General features: G+C 61.5%; 21 protein-coding genes and 1 pseudogene. 18 read left to right on the forward strand and 4 right to left on the reverse strand.

The window, feature by feature from the left end:
* Positions 1 to 70: 70 nt before the first annotated feature.
* Positions 71 to 1741, reverse strand: coding sequence for a bifunctional phosphoribosylaminoimidazolecarboxamide formyltransferase/IMP cyclohydrolase (gene purH, locus ACFRJ9_RS11065; protein WP_377667490.1), 1671 nt, complete (start codon positions 1739 to 1741; stop codon positions 71 to 73).
* Between the two features lie 372 nt (positions 1742 to 2113).
* Entirely contained in the window at positions 2114 to 2905 is a 792-nt protein-coding gene (locus tag ACFRJ9_RS11070; RefSeq protein WP_377667492.1) for a hypothetical protein, read from the reverse strand.
* 176 nt (positions 2906 to 3081) lie between these two features.
* Here ACFRJ9_RS11070 and ACFRJ9_RS11075 point away from each other — a divergent pair, with 176 nt between their 5' ends.
* The 13 genes and pseudogenes from ACFRJ9_RS11075 to ACFRJ9_RS11135 all read left to right on the forward strand — a co-directional run bounded on the left by ACFRJ9_RS11075 (position 3082) and on the right by ACFRJ9_RS11135 (position 18546).
* Positions 3082 to 4032, forward strand: a complete 951-nt coding sequence (locus tag ACFRJ9_RS11075) for an N-acetylglucosamine kinase (RefSeq protein WP_377667494.1) — start codon at positions 3082 to 3084, stop codon at positions 4030 to 4032.
* Positions 4007 to 4957, forward strand: a complete 951-nt coding sequence (murQ, locus tag ACFRJ9_RS11080; protein WP_377667496.1) for an N-acetylmuramic acid 6-phosphate etherase — start codon at positions 4007 to 4009, stop codon at positions 4955 to 4957. Before ACFRJ9_RS11075 ends, murQ begins: the two co-directional genes overlap by 26 nt.
* Positions 4958 to 5008: 51 nt before the next feature.
* Entirely contained in the window at positions 5009 to 6361 is a 1353-nt protein-coding gene (locus ACFRJ9_RS11085; protein ID WP_377667498.1) for an MFS transporter, read from the forward strand.
* A gap of 246 nt (positions 6362 to 6607) precedes the next feature.
* Entirely contained in the window at positions 6608 to 6766 is a 159-nt protein-coding gene (locus ACFRJ9_RS11090) for a helix-turn-helix domain-containing protein (RefSeq protein ID WP_377667500.1), read from the forward strand.
* Positions 6767 to 7575: 809 nt separating this feature from the next.
* Positions 7576 to 8835 carry an MFS transporter gene (locus ACFRJ9_RS11095; RefSeq protein WP_377667502.1) on the forward strand — a complete coding sequence of 420 codons (1260 nt, stop codon included), beginning with the start codon at positions 7576 to 7578 and terminating at the stop codon, positions 8833 to 8835.
* Positions 8832 to 10013 (forward strand): acetyl-CoA carboxylase biotin carboxylase subunit family protein, encoded by a 1182-nt coding sequence (locus ACFRJ9_RS11100; RefSeq protein WP_377667504.1) that lies wholly within the window; start codon positions 8832 to 8834, stop codon positions 10011 to 10013. The genes ACFRJ9_RS11095 and ACFRJ9_RS11100 overlap by 4 nt, the downstream gene beginning before the upstream one ends.
* 168 nt (positions 10014 to 10181) lie before the next feature.
* Entirely contained in the window at positions 10182 to 12626 is a 2445-nt protein-coding gene (locus ACFRJ9_RS11105; RefSeq protein ID WP_377667506.1) for a PEP/pyruvate-binding domain-containing protein, read from the forward strand.
* Positions 12623 to 13831 (forward strand): hypothetical protein, encoded by a 1209-nt coding sequence (locus ACFRJ9_RS11110; RefSeq protein ID WP_377667508.1) that lies wholly within the window; start codon positions 12623 to 12625, stop codon positions 13829 to 13831. The genes ACFRJ9_RS11105 and ACFRJ9_RS11110 overlap by 4 nt, the downstream gene beginning before the upstream one ends.
* Positions 13824 to 14612: an HAD-IIA family hydrolase gene (locus ACFRJ9_RS11115; protein ID WP_377667510.1), complete on the forward strand. Its 789-nt coding sequence runs from the start codon at positions 13824 to 13826 to the stop codon at positions 14610 to 14612. Before ACFRJ9_RS11110 ends, ACFRJ9_RS11115 begins: the two co-directional genes overlap by 8 nt.
* A pseudogene (locus ACFRJ9_RS11120) lies at positions 14609 to 14827 on the forward strand (alkaline phosphatase family protein); the annotation flags it as partial. The gene ACFRJ9_RS11115 and the pseudogene ACFRJ9_RS11120, both read left to right, overlap by 4 nt.
* A gap of 144 nt (positions 14828 to 14971) precedes the next feature.
* A complete protein-coding gene (locus tag ACFRJ9_RS11125) occupies positions 14972 to 16258 on the forward strand; it encodes an alkaline phosphatase family protein (protein WP_377667661.1) in 1287 nt (428 codons plus the stop codon).
* A gap of 516 nt (positions 16259 to 16774) precedes the next feature.
* On the forward strand, positions 16775 to 17341 hold the full coding sequence (locus tag ACFRJ9_RS11130) for a deoxycytidine deaminase (RefSeq protein ID WP_377667513.1): 567 nt from the start codon (positions 16775 to 16777) through the stop codon (positions 17339 to 17341).
* Complete coding sequence (locus ACFRJ9_RS11135; RefSeq protein WP_377667515.1) at positions 17341 to 18546, forward strand: hypothetical protein; 1206 nt, start codon at positions 17341 to 17343, stop codon at positions 18544 to 18546. Before ACFRJ9_RS11130 ends, ACFRJ9_RS11135 begins: the two co-directional genes overlap by 1 nt.
* Here the strand turns inward: ACFRJ9_RS11135 and purN are convergent.
* Positions 18518 to 19111, reverse strand: coding sequence for a phosphoribosylglycinamide formyltransferase (purN, locus tag ACFRJ9_RS11140; RefSeq protein WP_377667517.1), 594 nt, complete (start codon positions 19109 to 19111; stop codon positions 18518 to 18520). The genes ACFRJ9_RS11135 and purN overlap by 29 nt on opposite strands.
* Positions 19112 to 19122: 11 nt before the next feature.
* Between purN and ACFRJ9_RS11145 the strand changes: the two genes are divergently transcribed.
* A complete protein-coding gene (locus tag ACFRJ9_RS11145; protein WP_377667520.1) occupies positions 19123 to 19572 on the forward strand; it encodes a hypothetical protein in 450 nt (149 codons plus the stop codon).
* A gap of 40 nt (positions 19573 to 19612) precedes the next feature.
* Here ACFRJ9_RS11145 and ACFRJ9_RS11150 read toward each other — a convergent pair whose 3' ends face one another.
* On the reverse strand, positions 19613 to 20944 hold the full coding sequence (locus tag ACFRJ9_RS11150) for a DUF6350 family protein (protein ID WP_377667522.1): 1332 nt from the start codon (positions 20942 to 20944) through the stop codon (positions 19613 to 19615).
* 132 nt (positions 20945 to 21076) lie between these two features.
* Here ACFRJ9_RS11150 and ACFRJ9_RS11155 point away from each other — a divergent pair, with 132 nt between their 5' ends.
* From ACFRJ9_RS11155 to ACFRJ9_RS11170, 4 genes are all read left to right on the forward strand, one after another.
* Positions 21077 to 21547 carry a DUF4383 domain-containing protein gene (locus tag ACFRJ9_RS11155; RefSeq protein WP_377667524.1) on the forward strand — a complete coding sequence of 157 codons (471 nt, stop codon included), beginning with the start codon at positions 21077 to 21079 and terminating at the stop codon, positions 21545 to 21547.
* A 406-nt stretch (positions 21548 to 21953) separates the two neighbouring features.
* Positions 21954 to 23420, forward strand: coding sequence for a flotillin family protein (locus tag ACFRJ9_RS11160; RefSeq protein ID WP_377667526.1), 1467 nt, complete (start codon positions 21954 to 21956; stop codon positions 23418 to 23420).
* Complete coding sequence (locus tag ACFRJ9_RS11165) at positions 23413 to 23649, forward strand: hypothetical protein (RefSeq protein ID WP_377667528.1); 237 nt, start codon at positions 23413 to 23415, stop codon at positions 23647 to 23649. Before ACFRJ9_RS11160 ends, ACFRJ9_RS11165 begins: the two co-directional genes overlap by 8 nt.
* 143 nt (positions 23650 to 23792) lie before the next feature.
* Positions 23793 to 24557 carry a hypothetical protein gene (locus ACFRJ9_RS11170; protein WP_377667530.1) on the forward strand — a complete coding sequence of 255 codons (765 nt, stop codon included), beginning with the start codon at positions 23793 to 23795 and terminating at the stop codon, positions 24555 to 24557.
* Positions 24558 to 24606: the final 49 nt, after the last annotated feature.

Genomic DNA, 24606 nt, shown 5'->3' on the forward strand with positions numbered 1-24606 from the left:
CTGTTAAATACGACGGCGGCCGTCCCCTTCCGGGGGCGGCCGCCGTTGCGTTGTGGTGCAGGGAGATCTTCTAGTGGAAGAAGTGGCGTGCGCCGGTGAAGTACATCGTGATGCCGGCAGCGTTGGCTGCGGCGATGACTTCCTCGTCGCGGACCGAGCCGCCAGGCTGGACCACGGCGCGGACACCGGCGTCGATCAGGATCTGCAGGCCGTCAGCGAACGGGAAGAACGCATCCGAGGCTGCAACGGCACCGCGTGCGCGCTCAGGGGCGTCGCTCGCGTCGGCGTTGGACGCGCCGCCAGCACCTTCGACGTCGGACTCCACCGTCACGCCCAAAGTGTTGGCGCGCTCGACGGCAAGGCGGCAGGAGTCCAGGCGGTTGACCTGGCCCATGCCGATGCCCACTGCGGCACCGTGGTTGGCGATCAGGATGGCGTTCGACTTGGCTGCGCGGCAGGCGGTCCAGGCGAAGGCGAGGTCCGCGAGGGTTGCGTCATCGGCGGCTTCGCCGGCTGCGAGGGTCCAGTTGGCGGGGTTGTCGCCGTCGGCGTCCACCTTGTCGGACATCTGGACCAGCACGCCACCGGAAACCTGGCGCATTTCAGCCGGGTAGCGGCCGTAGCCCTCGGGCAGGGCGAGCAGGCGGATGTTCTTCTTCTTGGAGAGGATCTCCACGGCTTCCGGCTCGAAGTCCGGTGCGATGACAACTTCGGTGAAGATGCCCGCAACGGTCTGTGCCATTCCGGCGGTGACCGTGCGGTTCGCGGCAATGACGCCGCCGAAAGCGGAGACGGGGTCGCAGGCGTGGGCCTTGGCGTGGGCGTCGGCGATCGGGTCGGCAGCGTCGGCGGAACCGACAGCCACACCGCACGGGTTGGCGTGCTTGATGATCGCGACTGCGGGCTCAGCGAAGTCGAACGCTGCGCGGAGGGCGGCATCGGCGTCGACGAAGTTGTTGTAGCTCATAGCCTTGCCGTGCAGCTGGTCGGCCTGGGCGATGCCCGCCGGAGCGGCCTTGTCGACGTAGAGCGCGGCCTGCTGGTGCGGGTTTTCGCCGTAGCGGAGGACCTCGGAGCGCTCCAGGGCGAGACCTGCGTACGCGGGCCAGTCGATGACGCCGTCGCCGTCTTCGTCCAGGAACTGGGTTGCAGTCCAGGTGGCAACGGCATTGTCGTAGCTGGCCGTGTGAGCGAAGGCCTTGGCGGCCAGGCGGCGACGGGTGTTCAGGTCGAAGCCGCCGTGGGCTGCGGCGTCCACAACTGCGCCGTAGAAGTGCGGGTCCGTGACGATGGCGACGGCGGCGTGGTTCTTCGCGGCCGAACGCACCATGGCGGGGCCTCCGATGTCGATCTGCTCAACGACGTCATCCTGCGCTGCGCCGGACTTCACGGTCTCAACAAACGGGTACAGATTCACCACCACGAGGTCGAACGTTTCGATCTCCATGCCGGCAAGGGTGTCCATGTGGGCCTGGACGCGACGGTCGGCCAGGATGCCGCCGTGCACGCGGGGGTGCAGGGTCTTGACGCGGCCGTCCAGCATTTCCGGGGAGCCGGTGACTTCTTCGACTTCCTTGACCGGGATGCCTGCGGCGGCGATCTTCTTGGCGGTGGAGCCGGTGGAAACAATGGCGACGCCTGCTGCGTGCAGGCCCTTCGCGAGCTCCTCCAGTCCCGTCTTGTCGTAAACCGAGATCAGTGCACGGCGGATGGGAACACGGTCAAGCTGCGTCAAGCTCACAAAAGTCTCCGTCTTAGTTCGCGTAAATGTCGCGGGTGGTGGGGATACGGAGAGTTTATCGTGTTTCGTTGCCGAGCCGGTTTTGCGTCCTCGCTCGTGGATTGCGGGGCCCACTCTGCGCGCCATCGTTCCGACTTGGGACGCACACCAGACCCCACAAATTCGGCACCCCGTTGCAGGGCGCACTATGCGCGCCATCGTTCCGATTTGGGACGCACACCGGGCCCCACAAATCACGACGGCGGTCGCAGCCACCCACGCGAACTCAGGGCATCCCTGATCTTCCGCTCGGAATGTGCCCAGCCAGCATTCATCTGGACCTGTGAGAACTTCAGCACGATCCACCCCATGGCTCGGAGCCGATCATCACGCTCAATGTCCCTTACCCCATTGCACCGGGTCACTCCGATGATGGTCACCCTCATATTCGAGAGCGATCTTGTACTCCTTGTACTGCAGGTCGGGCGTGGATATGTAGATTCCACGCTCGTTGAAGATCGGTTGGGTAACCGCCGGCTCGGGCAGGCCGGCGTCGTCAATCTTCACACGCAAGCGGGACTCTTGCGGGGAGTCCACACCTGAGCGCAACAGCGGCAAGACCTCTCGTGCCATCCGAATTCCCTTAACCTTGGGGCGTCGATCAATGACTTCCTGGATGGCATCGATGGAAGCGAGCGGATTCTCCCGCGCCAACAAGTAGTCGCCGGAGGCTACGAGGGAAGCCCGCCCCATATGTCGTGAGAGATCCACCCACGTCCACTCCGGAGATGTCAGGTTGATGCCCTTGAAGACCCGGACATCCCTGGCCAGGAGCGGAGCCCGATGCCCAACCACTCCCCGACGTTTTACGCGGCCTATCTCCTGGCGTCGAGTGACGTGGATCAGGCCATTGCGGCCTTCCTCTTCCAGATAAAGGGGCAGCGGAATGGACCACAGAAGCGCAGCGGTCACATGGCTCACGGCGCAGCGTGGCGTCACGGAGGAGTGCAACCGGCCTAGCAACTCGAGGTCAGGCTCGCCGGTTCTTGGCACTCGTATGCCCCTGCTGGGCGTGATGAGGTCGCCAGTCTGAAGGCGCCATCGCGGGACTCCCGCGGCGTAGGCGTTTTCCACGAGGAAGCCACGAGGATCGAGGGAGGCTGGCAAAGGTGTCGGGTTCCGCATTCAACCATGCTCCCGAAAAACGATATTCAACATTCGGTTATCCACAGATTCGCCCCTTAGCGCCGGGGCGACCCCTCCTCCACAAACCGTTGTGAGGCCCGGTTTGCGCCCGATATCCAAACAATGGCACGCAAAGCGGGCCCCACAACGACACGCACGCAACATAGGGTTGAGCCATGGAAGCCCGCAACGATGTCGTTCTTATTGCCGATGTAGGGAAGAGCCGCTGCCGCGTGGAATTGCGCAGGGGTTCCGAGTTGCTGGGCGCCGCCGACCAGCACGGCTTCCCCGGGGTTCACGTGGACAACGGACCCGCTCTCGCGTTCGACCTCCTGCTCGAGACCGTCAGTCAGTTGCCGCCCGGGCTCCCCCTCGACTCGCTCACAGGAATCGGCGCTGCCGTGGCCGGCGTCGAAGCCTCTGCGGAAAAGTCACGGGAGCTCGCTGTGATGCTTGCCCAACGCTTCAGCGTCCCGGCAGCGGTGCTCTCCGATGCCACGGCCGCCCAACTCGGAGCACTGCAAGGCGCACCTGGCACCACCCTGATTGTTGGCACAGGCGCCGTGGCCTTCCGTTTCGACGACGCTGGTGTCCTCCACCGGGCCGATGGCTGGGGTCCCTACCTTGGCGATCGCGGCAGCGGACGGTGGATCGGTCAGCAAGGCCTTCAGGCTGTTCTTGAAGCGTACGACGGCGGCCCGGCAACGTCGTTGTCAGCTGCGGCTGCCGCTTTGGTCGAGTCGCCGGAAAGGCTTCCGGGTTGGCTCGCGGAGTCGGAAAATCCCTACAGGGCGATGGCCCGGTTCGCGCCGTCGGTGCTCAGCGCAGCGGAGGCGGGTGACGCCGTCGCGAATGGCATCATCAGTGAGGCGTGCCGCATCCTGACCCACACCGTTCAGCTGGCTGCAGGTGGCGATTCCGGTTCGGCGCCACGCGTGGCGCTCCTCGGCGGAGTGGTCAGTTCCGGGTTCTTCGCGGGACTCTTGCGCAAGTCCTTTGCTTCGGCTGGGATTGAGGTGGTGGCCCCGCTCGGCGATGGCTTGGACGGCGCTGCCCTCGCTGCGACGCGCCGCGGGCTCCTCCAGGAAAGGTACATCCACCGTGACGGAACAAACCGGCCCCACTGACGCGGACAAGCTCGCGGGCCTGCGCACGGAACTTGCCGGCTTACAGACTGAGGCTGCCACTGACGGTCTCAGCGAGTTGGACATCCTGGGCACTGACGAACTCGTCGCGGCCATGAGTGCCCACACTGCCGGGGTACATGCCGCCGTCGACGCCGCCAGCGCGGCGATCGTGCAAACCGTCGACGCCGTTGCGGAGCGGCTCCAGCGCGGTGGTCGCCTACTGTACGTGGGAGCCGGAACGGCCGGGCGGCTGGGTGTTCTCGACGCTAGCGAGTGCCCGCCGACGTTTGGCACCCCACCGGGACTCGTCGTCGGACTTATCGCCGGCGGTGTCCAGGCTATCCAGAAACCGGTGGAATATGCGGAGGACAACGCAACCGCGGGCGCACGCGATCTGCACGACATCAATGTGACCGAAGCGGACGCGGTTGTGGGTATTACGGCCTCGGGCCGTACGCCGTACGTGATCGGCGCGCTGGAAGAGGCCCGCAAGCGGGGTGCCTTCACGGCGTCGCTGGCGTGCAACAAGGGCTCGGCGGTGAGCCATTTAGCGGACGTCGCCATTGAGGTTGCGGTGGGGCCGGAGTTCATCGCGGGCTCCACGCGGCTGAATTCGGGCACCGCCCAGAAACTTGTCCTCAACATGATCAGCACGCTGGTGATGGTGAAGCTCGGCAAGACCTACGGGAACCTGATGGTTGACCTTCGCGCCACGAACGAGAAGCTGCTTGCCCGCTCGCAGCGGACCGTCCAGCACGCAACCGGCGTGGACGCGCACGTAGCAGTGGCGGCTTTGGACTCAGTTGGCGGGTCCGTCAAGGCGGCCATTTTGGTGCTCTTGACGGGCATCGAGGCTGGTCAGGCCAAGAGCGCCCTGGAAGAAGCCGGCGGTTTCCTGCGAAGGGCCATCGAAAACCAGAAGTAACCCGGACAGCGGTGCCGTGCCCAGCGCATAAAGTTGCATGCAGGAGGGCAAATGAATACATACACAGCCGTGCCCAGCGGCGAGCAAGTTGTGCAGGAACTGCCGTGGCGGTGGAAGGTCCAAGGCAGAATCTTCGTGATCGGCGGCCTGGGGTTCATGTTCGACGCCTGGGATGTCACCCTCAATGGCATCCTGATTCCGCTCCTGTCCAAGCACTGGTCCCTGCAGCCCGCCGACGCTGCGTGGATCGGTACGGCCAACCTGATCGGCATGGCCGTGGGCGCGTTTACGTGGGGCACCATCGCCGACACCATCGGGCGCAAGAAGGCGTTCACAGCCACCCTCCTGATCTTCAGCATCTTCACGGTTCTCGGCGCCTTCGCCCCGGACATCGTGTGGTTCTGCATCTTCCGTTTCATGGCCGGCTTCGGCTTGGGCGGCTGCATTCCCGTCGACTACGCGCTGGTGGGTGAGTTCACGCCGCGCAAGCAAAGGGGCAAGGTCCTCACGGCCATGGACGGATGGTGGCCGATCGGCGCTGCCCTGTGCGGCTTCATCTCGGCCGGTCTTGTGGCGGCCTTCGGCGACTGGCGCCTCACGATGCTGGTCATGGTGCTTCCCGCGTTGCTCGTTTTCTGGGTTCGGCGCAGCGTCCCCGAGTCCCCCATGTTCTTGATCCGCAAGGGACGGCGCGCTGAGGCTGCCGCCGTCATTGACAGTTTGGTGGAAGCCACCGGCGCTTCCCCACGGGCGTACAGCCTGCCGGAACCGCAGGCCGCGCCCCGGCTCTCCGCGGGTAGTGCATGGACGCAGTTGCGGAACGTCTGGACCTTCAATTGGAAGATCACCACGGCGGCCTGGGCCCTGTTCTTCAGCATCCTGCTGGTCTACTACTTGTCCTTGACGTGGATGCCGCGGATTCTCATTGGCGCCGGCTTCGAGGAGTACAAGGCGTTCGTCACGACGGCGAGCATGGCCGCCGTCGGACTCTTGGGCGTCGTGGTCGCCGCCCTGCTGGTGGAACGGGTGGGCCGCAAGTGGATCCTTGCCGTCACCGGTCCACTGTCCGCACTGACGCTGGTGATCGTGGCTTTCGTGGTGGATGTTCCCTCCGCTGCCGTGTTCTGGCTGCTGGTCTTCGGATTCGTGGTCCAGGTGGCCATCCCGGTCCTCTATGCCTATGTGTCCGAGCTGTATCCCACCGAACTTCGAGGCTCGGGCTTTGGCTGGGCTTCCACGTTCTCCCGCATCGGCGCAGGCTTCGGTCCGCTGGTGTTCGCGTCGTTCTTCTGGCCGGAGTTCGGGCTGGCGCAGTCGTTCGCCATGGCAGGTGGCCTGGTGCTGCTGTCCGTGCTGTGGATGGCTTTCTTTGCCCCGGAGACCAAGCAGACAATTCTCGAATAAGCCAACAGAGCCGCAGTTGCGCGCGTTTACGAGGCCTCGGAGTCATGCGGCGATCGAAAAACATGATTATTGAAGGGTGTCAATTAACATGGTGAAGTTCTCGAGTCGTTTGGTCGCTGACGTTGTTCAGTCGTCCTGGCAGCAAGTTGCCGACGGTGCCCGATTCGACGACGCTGGCGCGTCCGTAGGGTGTCCGTTACAACGGTCCGACGTAAGTTGAAGTCCTCGGGAGGGGGCTGGCCCCGCATGGGCAGGACCCTGACCGGCCGTTCCCTGTCCTTTGATGAACGAAAACAGATCTCTTTGCTCAGCGGCATGGAATCCGTGCGGGAGATCGCCAGACGTTTAGGCCGGTCGCCGTCGACGATCCCACGGGAACTTCGGCGGAATGCTGATGAGGTCTAGCGCTACCGGGCGACGACCGCCCATACACGCGCTCAGGGCCAAGGCGGCCCGGCACAAGAGCGCTAAGCTCAGCAGCAACCAAACCTTGAGCGGGGTGGACTGAACGGGGAACTGGTCAAGAACCTGCGTGCCAGCCGGCCCTGCCCAAAGACCAACGCCGCCCGGACGAACGCCGCGGCAGAATCCCGGACAAGGTCATGATCGCCACCCGCCGAGGTCTAAGACCGGGCGGCCAGGGAACTGGGAGGGAGACCTGGTCGCGGAGGCTCTCGCTGACCCGGGAAGGGCGCCGAGATGCGCAGGCACACGGAAGTGCTGGTCGCAGCCGATATCGATATCTACTTCTGCGCTCCCCGCTCACCATGGCAACTCCGCTCGAACTACAACACCAACACAGACCTGAGCACCTACAGCCAAGCAGACCTCGATTACGTCGCCCCCGAACTCAATGGCAGACCCCGCCAAGATTCGACTTCTGCGCCCCCAATAAGATGATCAGAATGGTCCTGTTTAACCGCTAGAAACCGCCCGGGAAAACGGGCAGATCCTACGGTTCTTCATTCGTCGTCTTGCATATCTATTTGGTAACGAACCAAATTTAATCGGGAATTCGCGTCACGATTACGTCAAATCCGTTTCAAGGCGAATCCTACAAAGATTTGAAATTTAGAAAATTAATCATTTAGTATCTCAAAATGAAGAATAAGCAGAATCGTCCTGTTGATTTGGTGCCGACCTTTTCTCCGAGCATTGGTTCTGTTCGGTTAGGGACAGCTGTCAATGCGTCCAAGCGTATGTTCGCGGTAGCAATGTTTGTCGTATCCCTTGGGCAGGGAGCCGCTGCGACAATAGCTGTGCTGTTCTTCACTCGGGTCGCTGGTGTGCCCTTACTTACCTTCGGGATCGTGAGTACAGTGGCGGCTGTCGTTGGGCTTGGTATGGGGGCGTGGCTCGGCAAGCTCTCTGATCGCGTGCCGGTACGAGGTCTCTACGTTGTGCTAATGCTGACCCAGGCGTGCGGCACGGCGATGTACGCCCTAATTCCGGGTGTCATTGGCTTCGCGATATTGCTCTGTAGCGTAACCGCCGCCCAGCGCGGTGCCGCAGCGGTCCGCGGGAAGTTTATCGCTTTGCTCGTCGAAAGAGCCGGCCGTGTTGAATACCGCGCACGCATCCGTGCACTAACCAATGCGGCTGCGGCAGTTGGTGCAGGAGTAGGCGCGCTCGTCCTGACTAGCGAAAGCACTGCGCCCTATACGGTCGCGATGCTCGTCATAGCCACGACCTTCCTGATTTCGGGCGCTTTCATCTGGTCGTGCAGGACAGAGAGCCACGCCCGAAACGTTCACTCGGACGCCGATGTAAGCCGGTCGACGGGCCGCGAGGGCAGCGAGGCTGCTGCTTTCGGGAACATCCCATTCCTGGCAGTCACCGCCCTCAATGCCGTCCTATTACTCCATTCCGGGATTATCAATATCGCGATACCTCTGTGGGTAGATCGTCAGACTGATGCTCCACTGTGGATAGTGGCCGTGATTATCGTTATTAACACACTAGGCGTGGTCCTATTCCAGGTACCGGCCACTCGACTAGTCAAGGACATTGAGTCCGCGACGCGCGCCGCCCGTGGGGCCGGCCTCGTGCTCGCAGCGTCCTGCGTGATACTGGCGGCCAGCAGCTTCTCGAGTGGGGTGGTAACCATCATCCTTCTGCTCTTCTTCGCCGTCGTCCACGTTGTTGCCGAACTCCTCCAGGCGAGTGCGGGCTGGACATTCAGCTTTGAGATGTCACCGGAATCTCGGATAGGCGAGTACCAAGGCGTCTTCAACGCCGGTCAGGACCTCGGCGCAATGCTTTCGCCCATGATGTTCTCGATGATCGTGGCCGCTGGCAGTCCCTGGCCCTGGGCTGTCCTCGGGGTGGCGTTCTTGGTTGTTGGATTTGTGATCAGGCACATAGTGCTTCGTGCACCAGTCCTGGACGAGGGATCGGCGGCCCAACAGGACAAACCAGTTGGAGCATTCGCTCGGCCGCCCGCACTTACAAGAAAGGAAGTTATTGAACGATGAATCGAATTATGGTGCTTCAGCAACCATCTTCGACCTCACCTATCGACGAGTGGATTCTCGCAGCATCGCCCGACACGGAGGTGATGATCGTGACAGGAATCGATTCGCGTCGGCTGCCGCCCGATGAGGATTCGCCGGCTGTCTGGGTGACGCTCGACGACTACTTCGGCGCGGGCTCAACTGCGTCGATTGTAGCCGCAGCCGAGTCCTTCCAACCTTCGTTGATTGCGAGCAACGCGGAAGATGATGTAGTCCGTGCGGCCGCGGTGCGGACGCTTCTCGCCCTTCCTGGTACCCCTGCTTGGCTCGCTCGTGAATTCAGGGACAAGGTCGCCATGAAGGCGCTTTTCGAACGCGCCCAAATCCAAGCAGTGAGGTGGCAGGCTATCGACTCCCTGACCGACCTCCTCGGAGCGATCGAGCGATTCGGCGACGTCATTGTCAAGCCGCGGGCATCCTCAGCCTCGCGCGGGATCATCCGCTTACAATCCGTCGAAGAGATTCGTGGCCATGCCGCCTCTCAACCGTCATTCCTGGACGACGTTGCTTCGGGACGCCTGATGGCCGAACAGTACACTCCGGGTGAGGTCTTCCACATAGATGTGCTGCTGGACGACCGCACCATCCGGCTGTTCTCTCCTTCGCGTTATCTTCACCCGCCGCATACTTTTGCTGAACACGACGTGGCCTCCGTGATGATTGACCTCGGCAGTAGCAGCTATGACGAACTTCGGGCAATGACCGAACGGCTGGTTGCGGCACTTCCGCCCAACAGCGGAGTAACGATCCTTCACTTCGAGGTCTACCGACACCCTGCGATGGGCTTCGTGGCCGGCGAAGTGGCCTGCCGACTGGGCGGGGGAATGATCAAGGCCGCCGTACAGGAAGCATTCAGTGCAGATCTGTCGCGAGAAGGGTATCTCCTTGCCGCCGGTTTGGTTGGCGCCAAATCCGAGATCTCCCGGTCCGCGTGTGTAGGTTTCGTCCTGTGGACACGGTCAACTCCTCCACCCATGGAAGACCTCCCGGCATGGACATCCAGGTACTGGAAGAAGGATCGAGACGCAGGAACGGCTCAGGACTCAATGGACACCATTGGGGGCACGCTCGTGTTCGCTAAGGACGAGGACCAGCTTGTGAGCAGGATGACGCAGCTGTGCGACCGGGAGCTCGTGTGATCGACACGACCGTCGGGTACGACGGGTTGGCGTTCGACCGCTCGCTCCACGCTGATTTCACAGCCGAACGAGTGAGGAACGCGAATCCGAACCCACTCCTCGATGCGATGCTCATGATCCGAAGCTTATTAACGATTGTTTGTAAAAGCCTATTTGTAAGGGAAATCAATGATCCTGACCGGACCCCAGATTGCTACTGCAGTCGCAGAGGGCGACATCGTGATAGCACCGTTCTCTCCAGCGAATGTGAACCCGAATAGCTATAACTTCACTCTCGGATCTACCTTGCGCGTCTACGACAGCGATGTCCTCGACCCGAGGGTGGCCAGTAGGTTCCATGAGTTCACAATCGGCGAGGAGGGATTTGTACTCGAACCTGGGCGGCTCTATCTCGCGCACACTCGCGAACGGCTCGGAGGGCACGTCTATGCTCCAACCTTCGCCGCGCGCTCCTCCGTAGCGCGCCTCGGGGTTTTCATCAACCTTTCGGCCTCGCTGGGCGATATCGGGTTCGTCGGGCAGTGGACTCTGCAGCTTTACACTGCCCAGCGAGTTCGGGTGTATCCCGGTATGTCCATCGGCCAAATGATGTGGTGGTGTACAGAGGGGGAGATCGACTTGTACGACGGAAAATATCAAGATGCGAAGGGGCCACGCAGCAGCGACATCCACCTCGACGTGCATAAACACGAGAGCCGAAATTCTCTTCCTCGTCTCGGCGCTGATGTCGACCCGGAGGATGTCGGCGGGAAGTTCGCGACACTATCGGTTCTGTCGCGGCAGTTCCCGGTCCCTCCAGCATTTTCTGTACCGCTCTCCTTTCTGGAGCGGTCGATTGAACAGAGCCTGCGGGACGAGATCGAGACAGCGATGGAGGACATCCGCGCTACAGTTGGCTCCTACTTCCTCGACGGCGTGGCTCGACTCGAGCGAGCTGCTTCGCAGTTCCATTTGACGTCCGACTCACGGGACTTGATCCTGACCGCACTCCGAGAACTGCGTCAGTCGGGGAAGCCGGTCCGTTTCGCGGTTCGCTCATCCTCGCTTCGTGAGGACGGCACTGCTGTCAGCGGAGCCGGAGTGTTCGCGTCAATACTCGATCTGTCCAGTGATGACGAGGTCCTCGCCGCTGTCGAAACAGTCTGGCGCTCGTGGTATTCAGCGCCTGCGGTCGCAGCTCGTGTACGGGAGCACGACTTCGAAGCACGATCGGAACTTGCCCTTTTCATTCAGGTTATGGTCAAACCGCGCCGTGCCGGCGTCGCGTTCACTGCAGACGAGGGTGACCTAGTCCGGATAAGTGCTGTCAATGGCCTTGGCGACGCGCTCATGGCAGGAATCGTCGCAGGGACATCAGCCGAGATCTGCGGCGGTGACCTTGGCGGTGACCACTCCAATGTCGTCGACTTGGCACGACAAGTACGTGACGTCCACGCCCATGAAGTTGATCTCGAATGGGCAGAGGACGATGAAGGAACGTGGCTTCTTCAGGCGCGCCCCGTAACGCGAGCACTCGACGCGGACAAGTCGAGCGACATGCCAGTCTTCGACGCTGCTCGGTTATATGGCGAGGACGTCCCAGGCTTCTCGCTGGGCGACGTCGCACCCATCTATGCGTCCTATGTGACGAAACGCGGTCCGGCCCACGCCCTTGCAAAGTCCCACGGACTTCGAACCGGCAACGGAGCAGTTCTTCGCTACAACCAAGCTGGCTTGGATCGGGCGATCGAAGCCGGATCCATTCTCGACATGATCCTAGGCACAGGCGCTCCGGAATTTGTCGCTGACCTTGGCGCTACCATTCGGCAGATCATCGAGCCGGAGGAACGACTCGCACATGTGCTGACTCAAGCGCTCCACGGTCGCCCGGAGGGCGCTTTCGCCCAAGCGGTCATCCGCGAGTTTGTACGCGGCGACGCCGGATTCATCTCCCATAGAGTTCCGGGGAAAGTTGTCGTCGAGATCTCGACGGACGGCCTGCTCGCGTTGAACCGTGGGACCGCGGCTGCAAGCACACTGGTCCTCTACGACGACGGGACTGTTGAATCAGATGCAGGCGTTCCTAAATCAAGCGCTGTAGCAATCCAGAGGAACGCAGCCGCGATCCGCGATTTCAGCGATGCGATGGCCGAGAAGTACGGTTCTACGGCTTTGGAATGGGTCGAGCTTTCGGGTGGACTGTTCTTCACCGACTACTCGCAGCAACGGTCAGGTCAAACGGAACTAAGTGTTGCACTCAACGTGATTGCCCCCGGTACCGCAAGGGGTCCCCTCGTCGACCTACGCAGCTACGATGAGGTGCTGACCCGACTCTCAGTGGGCCCGGCTGTGAGCATCAACCATAGCTCCGACCTCAGTGGACATGCCGGTCTTGAGGAAATCGCCCGTGTCATCCGGGCATCGACACGGCAACCTATCGTGAGAGCGACGTCACCATTCGCAGTCCTATCGGTGTTCCTCTCCGACGTCGCCGGGTTCGTCTTCGACGGCGGATCCAGCCTGTCACACCTAGGAATCCTCCTCCGAGAGCATGGTGTCCCCGCTGTAGTGGGAGCCACGACGGCCGGCGTCGGCGAGCACTTGATCGCAGACGGGACGGTGACCGCGCTGTGACGACCACGATACCCAACCCTCTGCTTCTTATTGGTGCTCCAGGCATGGTGGACGGACTGCGACCGCAGGACCTGCAATGGGGCGTGCTCGTGTCCGAACTACCGCGGGCCGCACATACGGAGATTCTCATCGATGGCACCCCCGCCAATACGGTCCTTGTCCGCTGGTGTGTTTCGGAGTCGACCGAGGTCGCCGTCATAGGGCCTGCTGGGACCATTCGCCTACCGTTCGGCAAGCTCTTCGATCAGATGCTGCCGGTAGGCGCACTCCGAGATCTCTCAGCCGCGGGAGGATACGTAGGGCCACTTCTACCCCAAGCGATCGTAATGCCCGTATCGAACGGAGAAGCGCATGTGTTCACCCGCCTGCGGTACTCCGACCAGGACGCCATATTTATCCGAGTAACGGACGCGCCGTTCCCTTGGGATGGCGGTGTTAGTCCAGCGCTGATTGAATCGATTGCACGGAGGAACAACGAGCATCAACTTTTCCTCAATAACCACCAGTGCTATTACGAGCGATACTTCCGCGGCGAAGAGATCGAGCACAAGTACACCCTTTCCGGCGGTGACATCTGGACGGCCACTGTCGAGTTGTATAACGAGGTCCGTACGGGTTTCTTGCAGGGTTTCGTCCCGGAGTACCGGGACGAATTTCAAACCTGGGACTATGGCAATCATTTGCACGCCATCGAGGAGCCGGAGTCAGAACGGGGTTACATCTCCTTCATACCGCTCGTTGGCGGAGGCTACACAGTGAAGAGGAAGTGGTTCGCAGAGGACGCATTCCGGCGCGGCGAACGAATGTCTCGTGAAACCGAATACATCCCGGATTTCTTGGCATACATTCGCGAGAGTACGGGTCTGAGCGCACGAGCGCTGCCATCATTCCGGCGCGTCCGCTACGACATCAATTTCGAATCCATCCGAACAGGTCACGTGTACGGGATCTTCTTTGACGAGTGCACAATCGAAGACGCACCTGAACACCGACTCATGCAGTGTGAACTTGAGTACTTGCGGACGAGGTCGGTATTGCGACGTGACGAGGGAGAGATCGTCAGCGAAATGGAAGAAGTCGCGCTTTGGCTTGAATCCTTCCTCGATCAGAAAGGATTCTCGTCGAAGCGGGGAACCTACTCGAAATTGTCTTTTCTTCGGGATGCCGTGAGCTCGGACGGACGACTTTTGGAGCGATATGTCTGACGAAACATTGGTGCTCTGTGATCTGGACGGGACACTTTACGAACGGGGCTCGCTGATCCCCGGCGCGCAGGAGGCCGTAGCTGCAATGAGGTCGGTTGCGACGGTCCGTTTTATGACAAACACAGATTCGTCTCCCACCGTCGACATCACCCGTCGACTTGAAGCGTACGGGCTCGGTTCCGTCGACATCGCCGAAGTATTCACGCCAGTCGCTGCTGCCGCGAAGAGGCTCTCTGGCCTGGATCGCGCCGTGTTATTGGTCAACCAAGGGGTCAGTGCTGAACTGGGAGCTGTCGTCCGGCCTGCTTTGGTCCGCGGCGAATCTGCGGGTGCCGTGGTCGTCGGTGATGTCAGGGGTGTGCTCGACTACGAGCTACTCGATCTGGCGTTCGACGCAATTAGAAATGGGGCAGATCTGTTGGCGTTGCAGCGGGGACGCTACTTCCGGGCAGCAGACGGCGATCACATCGACACAGGAGCCGTCGTCGCTGCCCTCGAGTTCGCGACCGGCGTGCAGGCGCAGATTCTGGGCAAGCCGAGCGTCGATTTCGTTGAGCTCGCGATCGCTTCTGCAGGTAGCCGGAACGAATTTGGACGAGTTATTGTCGTTGGCGATGATCGGTCGAGTGACATCCGGATGGCCGCAGATTCCGGCCTCGAATCCATCCAGGTGCGAACTGGCAAGGCCGCGGATCAGGCTGGTGATCAATGTTTGCCGGAGGCCGATCACGTGGTCGACACAATCCGCGAGGCTGTGCGTTTGATAGGCCTTCGCCTATGAGAGTGCTATGGCACATCTGGGACGGGGCGGCGGCGTGGATCGTCGACGCGCTAGTAGCGCACGGTTCTCTGCCCACGACGGCTGCCCTCCGGAAGAACGGTCGATGGGGCAGTGCAGGAGCACCACGTCCGAACTGTCAGACGCCGACCGGACTGGCGACTCTACTTACCGGCAAATCTCCCGCAGAACATGGGATTGCGGGCTTCTGGGTCCCCGGCCCGGAACCGGCCACGCGCAAGTCCCCAATACGGGGATTTACTGAAGGCCTCCTCCGAGTGAAGCCGGTCTGGGAAAGGAAAGGCTTCCCATCCACGCTGATTTCGGTCCACGCGCCATGGGTCATCGCGAACGATGGTTCGGTGCCGCATTCCACATTATTGGCGTCTGATGCCTTGAACGCCCGCGTGGCGGACGAGGGATGGGTCGCCATACCCGAAGGAAGCACTGGCTCAGAGTTGCCGTTCGCCGACCCTGGCAGCCCAGACGCCGTCGTAGTCCGCCGCCCTGACGGGCAGCTGTTCCTCGTCCAAGGCGAGGAGTCGATTCCGCTCGATGGACGATGGCGCAGTGTGTGGACCGAAGAAGGCCAGGGACGGTGGTACCGCACGAATCGGCACGCCGACGGCACGCTCGTCGTTGTTCGCTCCGGTATGTGGCGAACACGATTCGTGGGCCAGGTCGCGGACGTGGAACGGGCCCGGGCGTCCGAAGGGTATTTCGGCCCCTTCCTAGGGGACGGAATGGGGGCGCTCTATCGCTCCGGTGTTTTCGGGAAACGCATCGGGGACGGGGGCACCGGTGAAGCGGAAGACATCCTGCTTGACGCTGCGGAGATTGTCATCCGGACGATGTGGGGTCCGTTCGAGAATGCACCCCTAGGCGAGCTCGCCGTCTACTACGCACCTGTCGCAGACGACATCGGGCACGAACTAGTCGGGCTCCTGGACGCGCAGGATCCTGACATCCAGAGTGTGGCATGGGACGTCATCAGACGTGCCTATCGATTGCTCGATGACGGGCTGGCACACATTATTGAACGTAACTCACCGGATGTCGTGATCATCTCAGCCGATCATGGGATGGCCCCGATTCGACACACCTTTCTGCCGAACGTGGTGCTCAGGGACGCCGGCTTCGCACGGTCGGACGCGGCGGGCGAAGCGGACCCTAACGCGTCCGATGTCTGGTACCACGTGGCGGGGACTGGACTGTTGCTGGCGAATCACCGAGGTCTCTCTGGCGGGTGGCTCGATGAGGCCGAGGCAAGAACCGCGTTGGGAGCGGCCATGAGGATCCTGCTAGGAGCAGTCGACGAAAGAGGGGTGCCGGCGGTTCACTCCTTCGCCGATGCCCACGGTAACTCGGTCTCTCCGGCCGATCCGCCCCGTGACGAGGTGTACGTGGTGTTCCGATCAGATGTTCTCCCGCGTGCGGACCTTCCAGAGGCCTCGTCCGCATGGGGCGCGCCACTGCGTTCAGGTGCCCACGTGACGAATGATGGCGACCCTCGGCTCCGGGCCACCTACACGGTGTCAACCATCGGGAGACATGAACGATCCATGGAGCACCACATCGAAAACACGGACATTGTGGGAATCGTCTATGAATACCTGCGGGAGGAGGCGGCGTGGTCCGGATCGCTGTAATCGGGCATTCGGGGGCGGGGAAGTCGACATTTGTCTCGTGTGTACAGGCCTTTTATGGAGCCGAAGGGAAGTGCGTAGAGTCAATAAAATTGGCGACCCCGCTGTACGAGCTTCAGCAGGCGTTCCGGCTGGCGGCTGGAGTTGACTTCTCTTTGGAAGTCCAGGACCAGCTCCTAATGGAGGACATCGCCCGACATCTTCGCCGACTGAACCCACGCGCGCTCGTTGATCACTTCCTGGATAAGTCGCCGCCAGCGCCGCAGAGGTTGTTATCAACGACGACCTCCGCGATCCATACATCGACGCGGTGGCCCTCCGACGGCACGGATTCCATATGGTCAGAATTATTGCGTCCGACAAGGTTCGTCACGCGAGGCTCCGTCTGCGCGGGGACGTCTCCACATCCGATGCATCTGCTGCAGAGATTCACTCTATCGACGTCGAGGCTCAAATCGAGAACGTCGGCTCAATCAAACAATTCGAGAGAAGCATCATCAAAGTATTGGAGAAAATGCAATGATCCTCACTGGGCGACAAATAGACCATGAGCGCAGCCTCGGCAGGCTGGTAATCGAACCGTTCCTACCGGAACGGCTTGAGCCGAACAGCTACGGGTTTACCTTGGGCGACACAGTGATGACGTACGCCGACACAGTCCTCGACCCGAGGTCAGAACCGCGCATCCTTGAGGAAGTCATTTCCGCAGATGGATACGAGTTCCTGCCCGGTCGAATCTACCTCGCCTCTACGGCTGAGCGAATGGGTAGCGACAATTATGCCGCGACGCTGCACGCCCGTCTGTCCACTTCGCTGCTCGGGGTCTGGATACAGTATTCCGCCCCGTTGGGTCATGCCGGGGCGATCATCCCTTGGACTCTCGAGATCAAGGTCGAGCGTCCTGTTCGGCTCTATCCGGGAATGCTCATTGGCAAGTTGGCCTTCTGGAAGATGCACGGGCCTGCCCAGACATACGACGGTAAGTACACCGGCTCCCAGGGTGCCATGGCCTCTCGGATTTGGACCGAGACCAGTGCTCCTGGACAGCATGCTCCCTTGCTGGTGTCCGAAGAAGTGCTGGTCTGATGTCTGTCCACGATTTGATCGTGGTCGGTACGAACAAGGCACATGCTCTCGGATTCCTCTGGCCTGATCCGGCAGTTCACCTCATCACAGAGCCTTGGTACGAGTCCGACTACCGCGGACTTGGTGTCCAGTCCATCTCGGTCGTCCCCGACGTCCGGGACGTGGAAGCAGTGCGTCGAGCCGCTGACTCCGTCATCTCATCTTCGCCGAGGCTCCGAGTACTCGCGCCGTCCGAACGAAGCGTCCTGGCCGCCGGCTTTCTCCGAACCTGCTACGGTCTCGAGGGAACGGGGTTTGAGACGAGTGTGAACTTCACATCCAAGCCGATCATGGCGAGGAAGTTCGCTGAGGCCGGGGTTCCGGTCGCGGGGAACGCATGGGTCACGACCGCGCCGGCGCTCGTGGATGAGGTCTCGCGCCGTGGCCACGATGTGGTCATCAAGCCCGCCATGGGCACCGGGAATGCGGGTGTCTTAAGGATCTCCGGGGGCGAGCAGCTCCAAACCTATGCCGAAAGCATCTCAGTGCCACCACCGGGCGGTTGGCTCGTTCAGGATAGAGTGGCCGTCGAACATGAGTTCCATCTCGACGCGCTCGTCGTCAACCATCAATTGTGCGGACCAGTCGTATCCCAGTACTTCGAGCCGTGCCTCAACTGGACGACAGGGACGTTCTTTGGTTCGTTCGTCCTCGACGAGGCCAACCCTACAGCGCTCGACATCATCAGTTTGGGCAATCGGGCAGTAAGGGCGCTTGGCCTCCGTTCCGGAGTCGTTCACCTCGAAGTGTTCCAGGATCGCTACGGACTCATCTGCAACGAGATCGCCTGTCGGCCCGGAGGAGACGGCGTCACACTCTCTGTCTCGGCAACGCGCGGCCGGGACTTCTGGACGGACGTCATCGCGCTGGAACGAGGATGGAGCTCCGATCATTCCTCATCCATTTTTCCCGGGTACGGGTGGGTCGCGTTGCCGCGAGGGTCTGGTCGGGTGCGTTCGATAAGTGACCGTCGAGAGCTGGAAGGAATCGACGGTGTAGTAGCGGTAGACCTCACGGTCCGAGAGGGCGACATAATGCGTCGATCGAACGGCGGATACGCCGCGGCCGGTTTCTGTCTGGTTCAGTCCCGTGACGATCTACCCATGGAACGCATCAGAGAGCAGATCCGTGCCCAGTTCATTCTTGAGGCCGACCCCGTTGCTTGAGAGCCAACTTTGCGAGGTTTGCCAGGGTCTGGACCAGGAGGCGGCGCTCCACTACCTTGATGCGTTCGTGCAGGGTTTCCTCGGTGTCAGCCGGGAGGACAGCCACGGCCTCCTGGGCGATGATGGGGCCCGTGTCCACGCCGGCGTCAGCCCAGTGGACCGTACAGCCAGTGACCTTCACACCATAGGCCATGGCATCGCGGACTCCGTGGGCGCCCGGGAAGGACGGGAGCAGCGCGGGATGGGTGTTGACGTACTTTCCGCCGAAAGCATCGATGAAGTCGGCGCTCACGATCCTCATGAAACCGGAGGAAACCACCACGTCCGGCTTGTAGGACAAGACCTTGTCCCGCAAGGCAGCGTCCCACTCGTCCCTGGTTGCGAAGGAGTTGAAGTTCACTACGAAAGTTTCAATGCCCGCTTCGTCAGAGCGTTCCACGCCGTACGTATCGGGGCGGTCGGCACCCACGGCGGCGATCTCGACATCCAGTTCACCCGACTTCACGGAGTCCATGACTGCCTGAAGATTGGAACCGGTACCGGAGACGAGGACAACAATGCGCATTGCACTAGCTTATGGGCGGCTCGCGTAGGCTGGAAAACATGAATCCCGACGTCGCTCCAAGGCCGAGCCAGCAACCCCGCTCCGAGGCCGAAAAGTCCGCATTCGCCGTGACGCAAATTCTGTTTCGTGCGTTCCTCTTGACGGCGTTGGGATCGTTCTTCGTGTTCTCCCTGAACGTGAATTACGTGTGGTTGAGCGCCATACTCACGCTCGCCGGTTTGGTGCTGGGCATCGTGGTTCTGGTGCGGACTGTGAAGTTCAAGCACCCGAAGTTGGTGTTGTTCGGGACAATCTCAGGGCTGGTGGTTTCGGCAGTGATGTGTCTGCTGATCCTGTCATCGGTGCTCTTCTTCAAGCAGGTCAGCACCTATCAGGACTGTTCCCGCGGTGCCTTGACTGAATCCGCCAAAACACAGTGCCTCACCGAGTTCGAGAACTCAATGCCTGCCCCCATGCGGTAAGCACGGCTGAGGCTCCCACCGCAAACCCGACCAGGCCAGCCTAGGCGTGTTCGTCGTCGTACGCTGCTTCGTCCAGGTTGGCCTCGCGAAGCTTCTGGCGGCGTTCCAGCCAGGGTCCCACTGCGTAACCGATCACGACGCCGATGCCCACTTCCGCGGCCAGCCAGACTGCCGTCCACAACGGGTGTGGCCCGATTTCCGTGAGCCGTCCAATGCCGGCCGAACCGCGCGCGATCCAGGCAAGGGCACCACTCAGCAGCCCGGCAACGGCTCCAATGAAAACGCCCAGGAACAGGGTGGATACAGTCGCCGTGAACCAGCGCGCCTTGATCTTGATGGAGAGCCACTCGTCAAAGTGGTTCTCGCCCTCGCGCAGGAACCACCAGCCCGCCAGGATGCCGGCCACTACCGGCAACGCGAGTGCCATGGCCCCGGCGTCGAGCTGTCCTGCGGGCAACCCGCCGAAGATCGGGACCGCAGGAAGGGGTCCGACGGCGGTGCCCAGCGGACCCACGTGGGAACCGACCCCTAGGGAGAAGCCCGCACCGGAGGACCAGGCCAAGGCGAAAATGACCAGGTTGGGCAGGAAGCCTAGTTGCGCGATGGTGAGGACGCCGCCGCCCAAAGCGCCCGCTTGGAGACCTTCGTAGACGGCGATGATGTCCGTCCAATGCATCACAATGGTCGCGGCCAAAAGCAGTGCGGCCAGGCAGACGGCTGCCATGGTGGCGACGAAACCGGCCTTCAACGCCGAGCCCACGTAGGAGCCGGCCCATCGCGAATGCTGGCTGGTGCGTGCGAGCCAAGCCACGGCGTCCACGCCGATCAGGCGGCTCCAAGAGCCGGCTTCACGTCGGGCGCCCACCACCATTCCCAGGCCGAAGGAGATCAGCGGAATGGTCATTGCCAACCAAAGATTGATGACTACTTCCGGGGTGCGGCACACGAATCCGGTGGCTGTGCCGAATGCTGCGTAGACAACGAAGGCACCCAGGAACGCCTGCCACAACTGGTCCGTGTACGACGCCCGGGCAAGCCGCCTGCCCGCCCGCCACGCCAGCATGAACGGAATGAGCGTCAGGCCCAGCGGGATGAGGGACAAAAGGCCCGAACCTGGCTGGGCTGCCGTTCCCAGGTTGACCTGCGCCAAGTCCAGCGGAACGCCGTGAATCAACAGCCACGCCTGGCCTGCCAAACGAGCAAGGAAGTCGACGTTGCGGTTCTGAAAACCGTCCGTCGCCCACACCCCCACCAGCGGCAGCACGACAACGATGGCCGAAATGAAGGCTGCCTGCGCCGCTTCCAAACCACCCTGCAGCCAAAGGGGCATCGGGAGTCCACGGTTTCCGGTCTGATCAGCGCGCAGTTTCATCGTGATCTATCGTGCCATGTCGGGCACCGCTCCCCCGGCAGGCTGCCCTTGAACTGCCGCGAATTCCAGCGCTTTTTCCCGGAACGGGCCGTAAGATTGGAGGTGTTCTCAAGGGGTGAATGGAGGACACTGATGACCACCTCAGCTTCACACGCCAACGGCGTCCACTTCGGCAGGCAAGACATCCAAGTGGTCGGCTTGGGCGTGGGTGCCGCGATCGCGTTGGTGGGTGTCCTCGGGTTCATCCCCGGCATCACCACGCAGTACTCCGAGTTGCGGTTCCTCGGACCGGATTCCCATGCGATGCTCTTCGGCGTCTTCCAAGTGTCTGTCCTGCTCAACGTCCTGCAGCTGGCCATCGGCGTGGCCGGGTGGTCCATGTCCCGCACGGCGCATGGTGCCCGCAACTATCTCATGGGCTTCGGCGCCCTCTACGTTCTCCTCAGCATTTACGGACTGAGCGTGGGCGTGGACTCCGCCGCAAACTTCCTGTCCCTGAACACAGCCGTCAACTGGGCACACATGGTGCTGGGCATTCTGATGATGGCCGCCGGCTGGATGTTCGCGCAGTACTACACAGACGATAAAAAGGCCCGGAAATAATCGAAGCCGGGAACTAGGAGCGGCCAATGGATAGGTGTCACAACTAATAACAGAAAGTCGTACTAGCAGCTGGTGCAACCTCCCTTCGGATTCTCTCCAACAGGTTGCACCAGCCTTCTTTGTGCTGCGCCCCTTGTGTCTCGCCGAAGGGTTAGCTCTCGGCACATTGGAGCTTGGTTTCCGCCGAGACCTCACCCCTCGCGAACCGTGCAGGGTAAGGTTCGACGGCGGATGGCCGGGGAAGGCGAACATGCCGGCCGGGGCGCCGCCCGGCCGCCGCACAAGTGACGCACAATTGTGCTGGACTTCCCTGCTCCGCCCGAACAAGACTGTGTACACGAGCAACCACTTGGCCTATGGGGGTCAACCAATGTGGCCGGTTCACACAGTCTGAAGGGACAGGTCAATGGACGACCTCGCAGCCTTCTTTCCACTGATCGCCGGAATTCTTGGCGTCGTTTTCGTGATTGGTTTCGTGTGGCTGGCCACCAAGGCGATGTGGAAGGTCGCGGAACCGAACGAAGCCCTGATTATCTCCGGCCTCACACGAGGCACGCTGGAGAATACCGACGGCATGGACTTCAAGATCGTCACAGGCAAGGGCGCCTTGGTGGTCCCCGGACTTCAGACGGTGAGGACGCTCGCCTTGACGCTGAACGAAACCGAGCTCAAGGTTTCCTGCGTCACCTCTCAGGGGATCCAGGTGATCGTGGATGGTGTGGTGATCTACAAGATCGGTGACGCCCCTCCGTTCATCGCCAACGCGGCTCGGCGGTTCCTGGGGCAGCAGCCCAAGATGGAGAGCCAGGTTTACAACGTCTTTGAGGGGCATCTTCGCTCGATCATCGGCAGCATGACCGTGGAGGAGATCATCCGCGAGCGAGACAAGCTCGCGTCATTGGTCCGCAGCGCGAGCGGCGTGGAAATGGAGAAGCTTGGCTTGGTAGTGGATTCGCTGCAGATCAAGGACCTGCAGGATCCCACGGGATACATCCAGAACCTGGCCAAGCCGCACATCGCACAGGTCAAAATGGAGGCCCGCATCGCCGAGGCAACACGAAACCGCGAAGCTGCTGAGAAGGAAGCCGAAGCCGCTGCCTTGATTGCCGACGCGCAGAGCCTCTCGGCCATCAAGCAATCCATGGCGCAAGCGAACGCCGAGCAGGCCCGCGCCAACGCTGCCCAGGCCGGGCCGTTGGCCGATGCCACAGCCCGCCAGCAAGTGGTGGTCCAGGAAACTGAAGTCGCCAAGCTCGAAGCCGACCGGGAAGAACAAAAACTACAGACCACCATCCGCAAGCCTGCCGACGCCAGGGCCTACGCCCAGCGAACCGATGCCGAAGCAAAGAAGGCTGCGGACATCAGCGCTGCAGAAGCCTTGGCCAAGCGTACGGAGCTGGAAGCGCAGGCCAATGCACGACGCGCGGAACTCGAGGCCCAAGCCAACGCGGGAGCTGCAGCCGCCATGGCCGGCGCTACCAGGGTGACCGGTGAGGCTGAGGCAGCGGCGACGACGGCACGTGGCAATGCGGCGGCCTCCGCGGTGAAGGCCAAGGCGCTGGCTGAAGCAGACGGCATCAAGGCACGCGGCGAGGCTTTGGAATCCAACCAGGACGCTGTCATCTCACAGCAAATCGCGGAAAACATGCCGGCCATTGTGTCTGCCGCGGCAGAGCCGTTCTCCCGCATCGGGCAACTCACCGTGCTCAACGGCGGTGACGGTCTCAACAACATGGTGGGCGGGATCCTCTCCCAGGTGGGTAGTTTCCTGCCGTCGCTTGCTGCGGCGCTGCGGGGGAAGGAAGCCCCCGCCTCCACGCGTCCGGCTCCCGCTGCGCCGCCGGTGAAGCCCGCGAAGGCGCCCGATGCATAAAGAGGTCAACCGCACCCTCACCGGCAAGATCGGCAGGGTCACCGGAACCATCGCCCCGGGCACCCTCGGCGAAGTCATGCTCCCTTTCCACGGCGGCACCAGCGCCTTCTTCGCCCACCCGTTCGACAAAACGAGCGTCTTTCCAGTAGGCGAGAAGGTGCTGGTGATCTACTACGAGCCGCCGCAGACCGTGTACGTGGATGAGCTGCCGGAGGTGCTGCGGGAGTAGCTGCCCGCATTCGCCGAGGGGCGACATCTCGGCACTTTCGAGCCCGCTTTCCGCCGAGATCTCACCCCTCGTGGTCCCGGCCCAAGCCTTCGAAATCGGCGCGGAGAGTCAAGAACAGCTCCTCCACCGTTAGACTCCGGAACGTGGATTTTTTGGTATGTGGCGATTTTTTCTCCATCACGTGTGGGACTTGGATCGCGCTCTTGAACGGATTCGTTGGTGCTTCCGTCGCAGCAGTCCTAGGCGCGCTAGTAGCATTGGGTGTTGTCATTCTTACGAATAGGTTTCAACGCAAACAGTCCGCAAAGGTCTTAACTGAGCAGCGGGCCGGTTTGGAACGCCAGCTTTCCGAGCAGCGCGCTGCCTTGGAGCGACAACTCCAAGAACAACGTGATGAAGCTTCCCGGCAACGCGAGTTCCTGGCAATCAGCGACCTAGTAGCAGCCGTGCAGCTGGGGGCCAACACGATTGGCAGCGAACAAGACCTGGGGCAAGTTTTCGCTAACACGGAGGCGGCAGTAACACGGTGGGGCTTTGAAATCGCTTCGGATGCAGCCAAGACTGAATTTGATTCTTGGCCTCCACTATTGTGGATGATCCAAACGCAAGCTCGAGTGGCGTCTTTCCAACGAAGTAAGGATCCTGCGACGTATGCGTCCGCACTCAACGCCGTGGTGACCGCAACTGCAACTGTGGTTAAGACGGCCAAACGTTGGCCATCGGCTTCTGAAGTAGCGCGTTCCGAGTTACTCCACAACATGGCAACGGTCAGAGTACGGCTAGCCGCCGAGGCGGAACAGCTAAAGGCTGCTGTTCTCAACAATGCCCGACTCGTTGATGATGATCCTTCTCGGATGAAACGAGAAACGAGTCCAGAGGAAAGCGTGCCCAGTAGGGGCGTTCTGTAGCCATAGCGCCCAGCGCCCCACGTCTCCGCTCAAAGCGTCCTCTTGCTCG

The organism is Paenarthrobacter sp. NPDC056912 (genome assembly GCF_042786555.1).
In the GTDB taxonomy this organism is placed as follows: domain Bacteria; phylum Actinomycetota; class Actinomycetes; order Actinomycetales; family Micrococcaceae; genus Arthrobacter.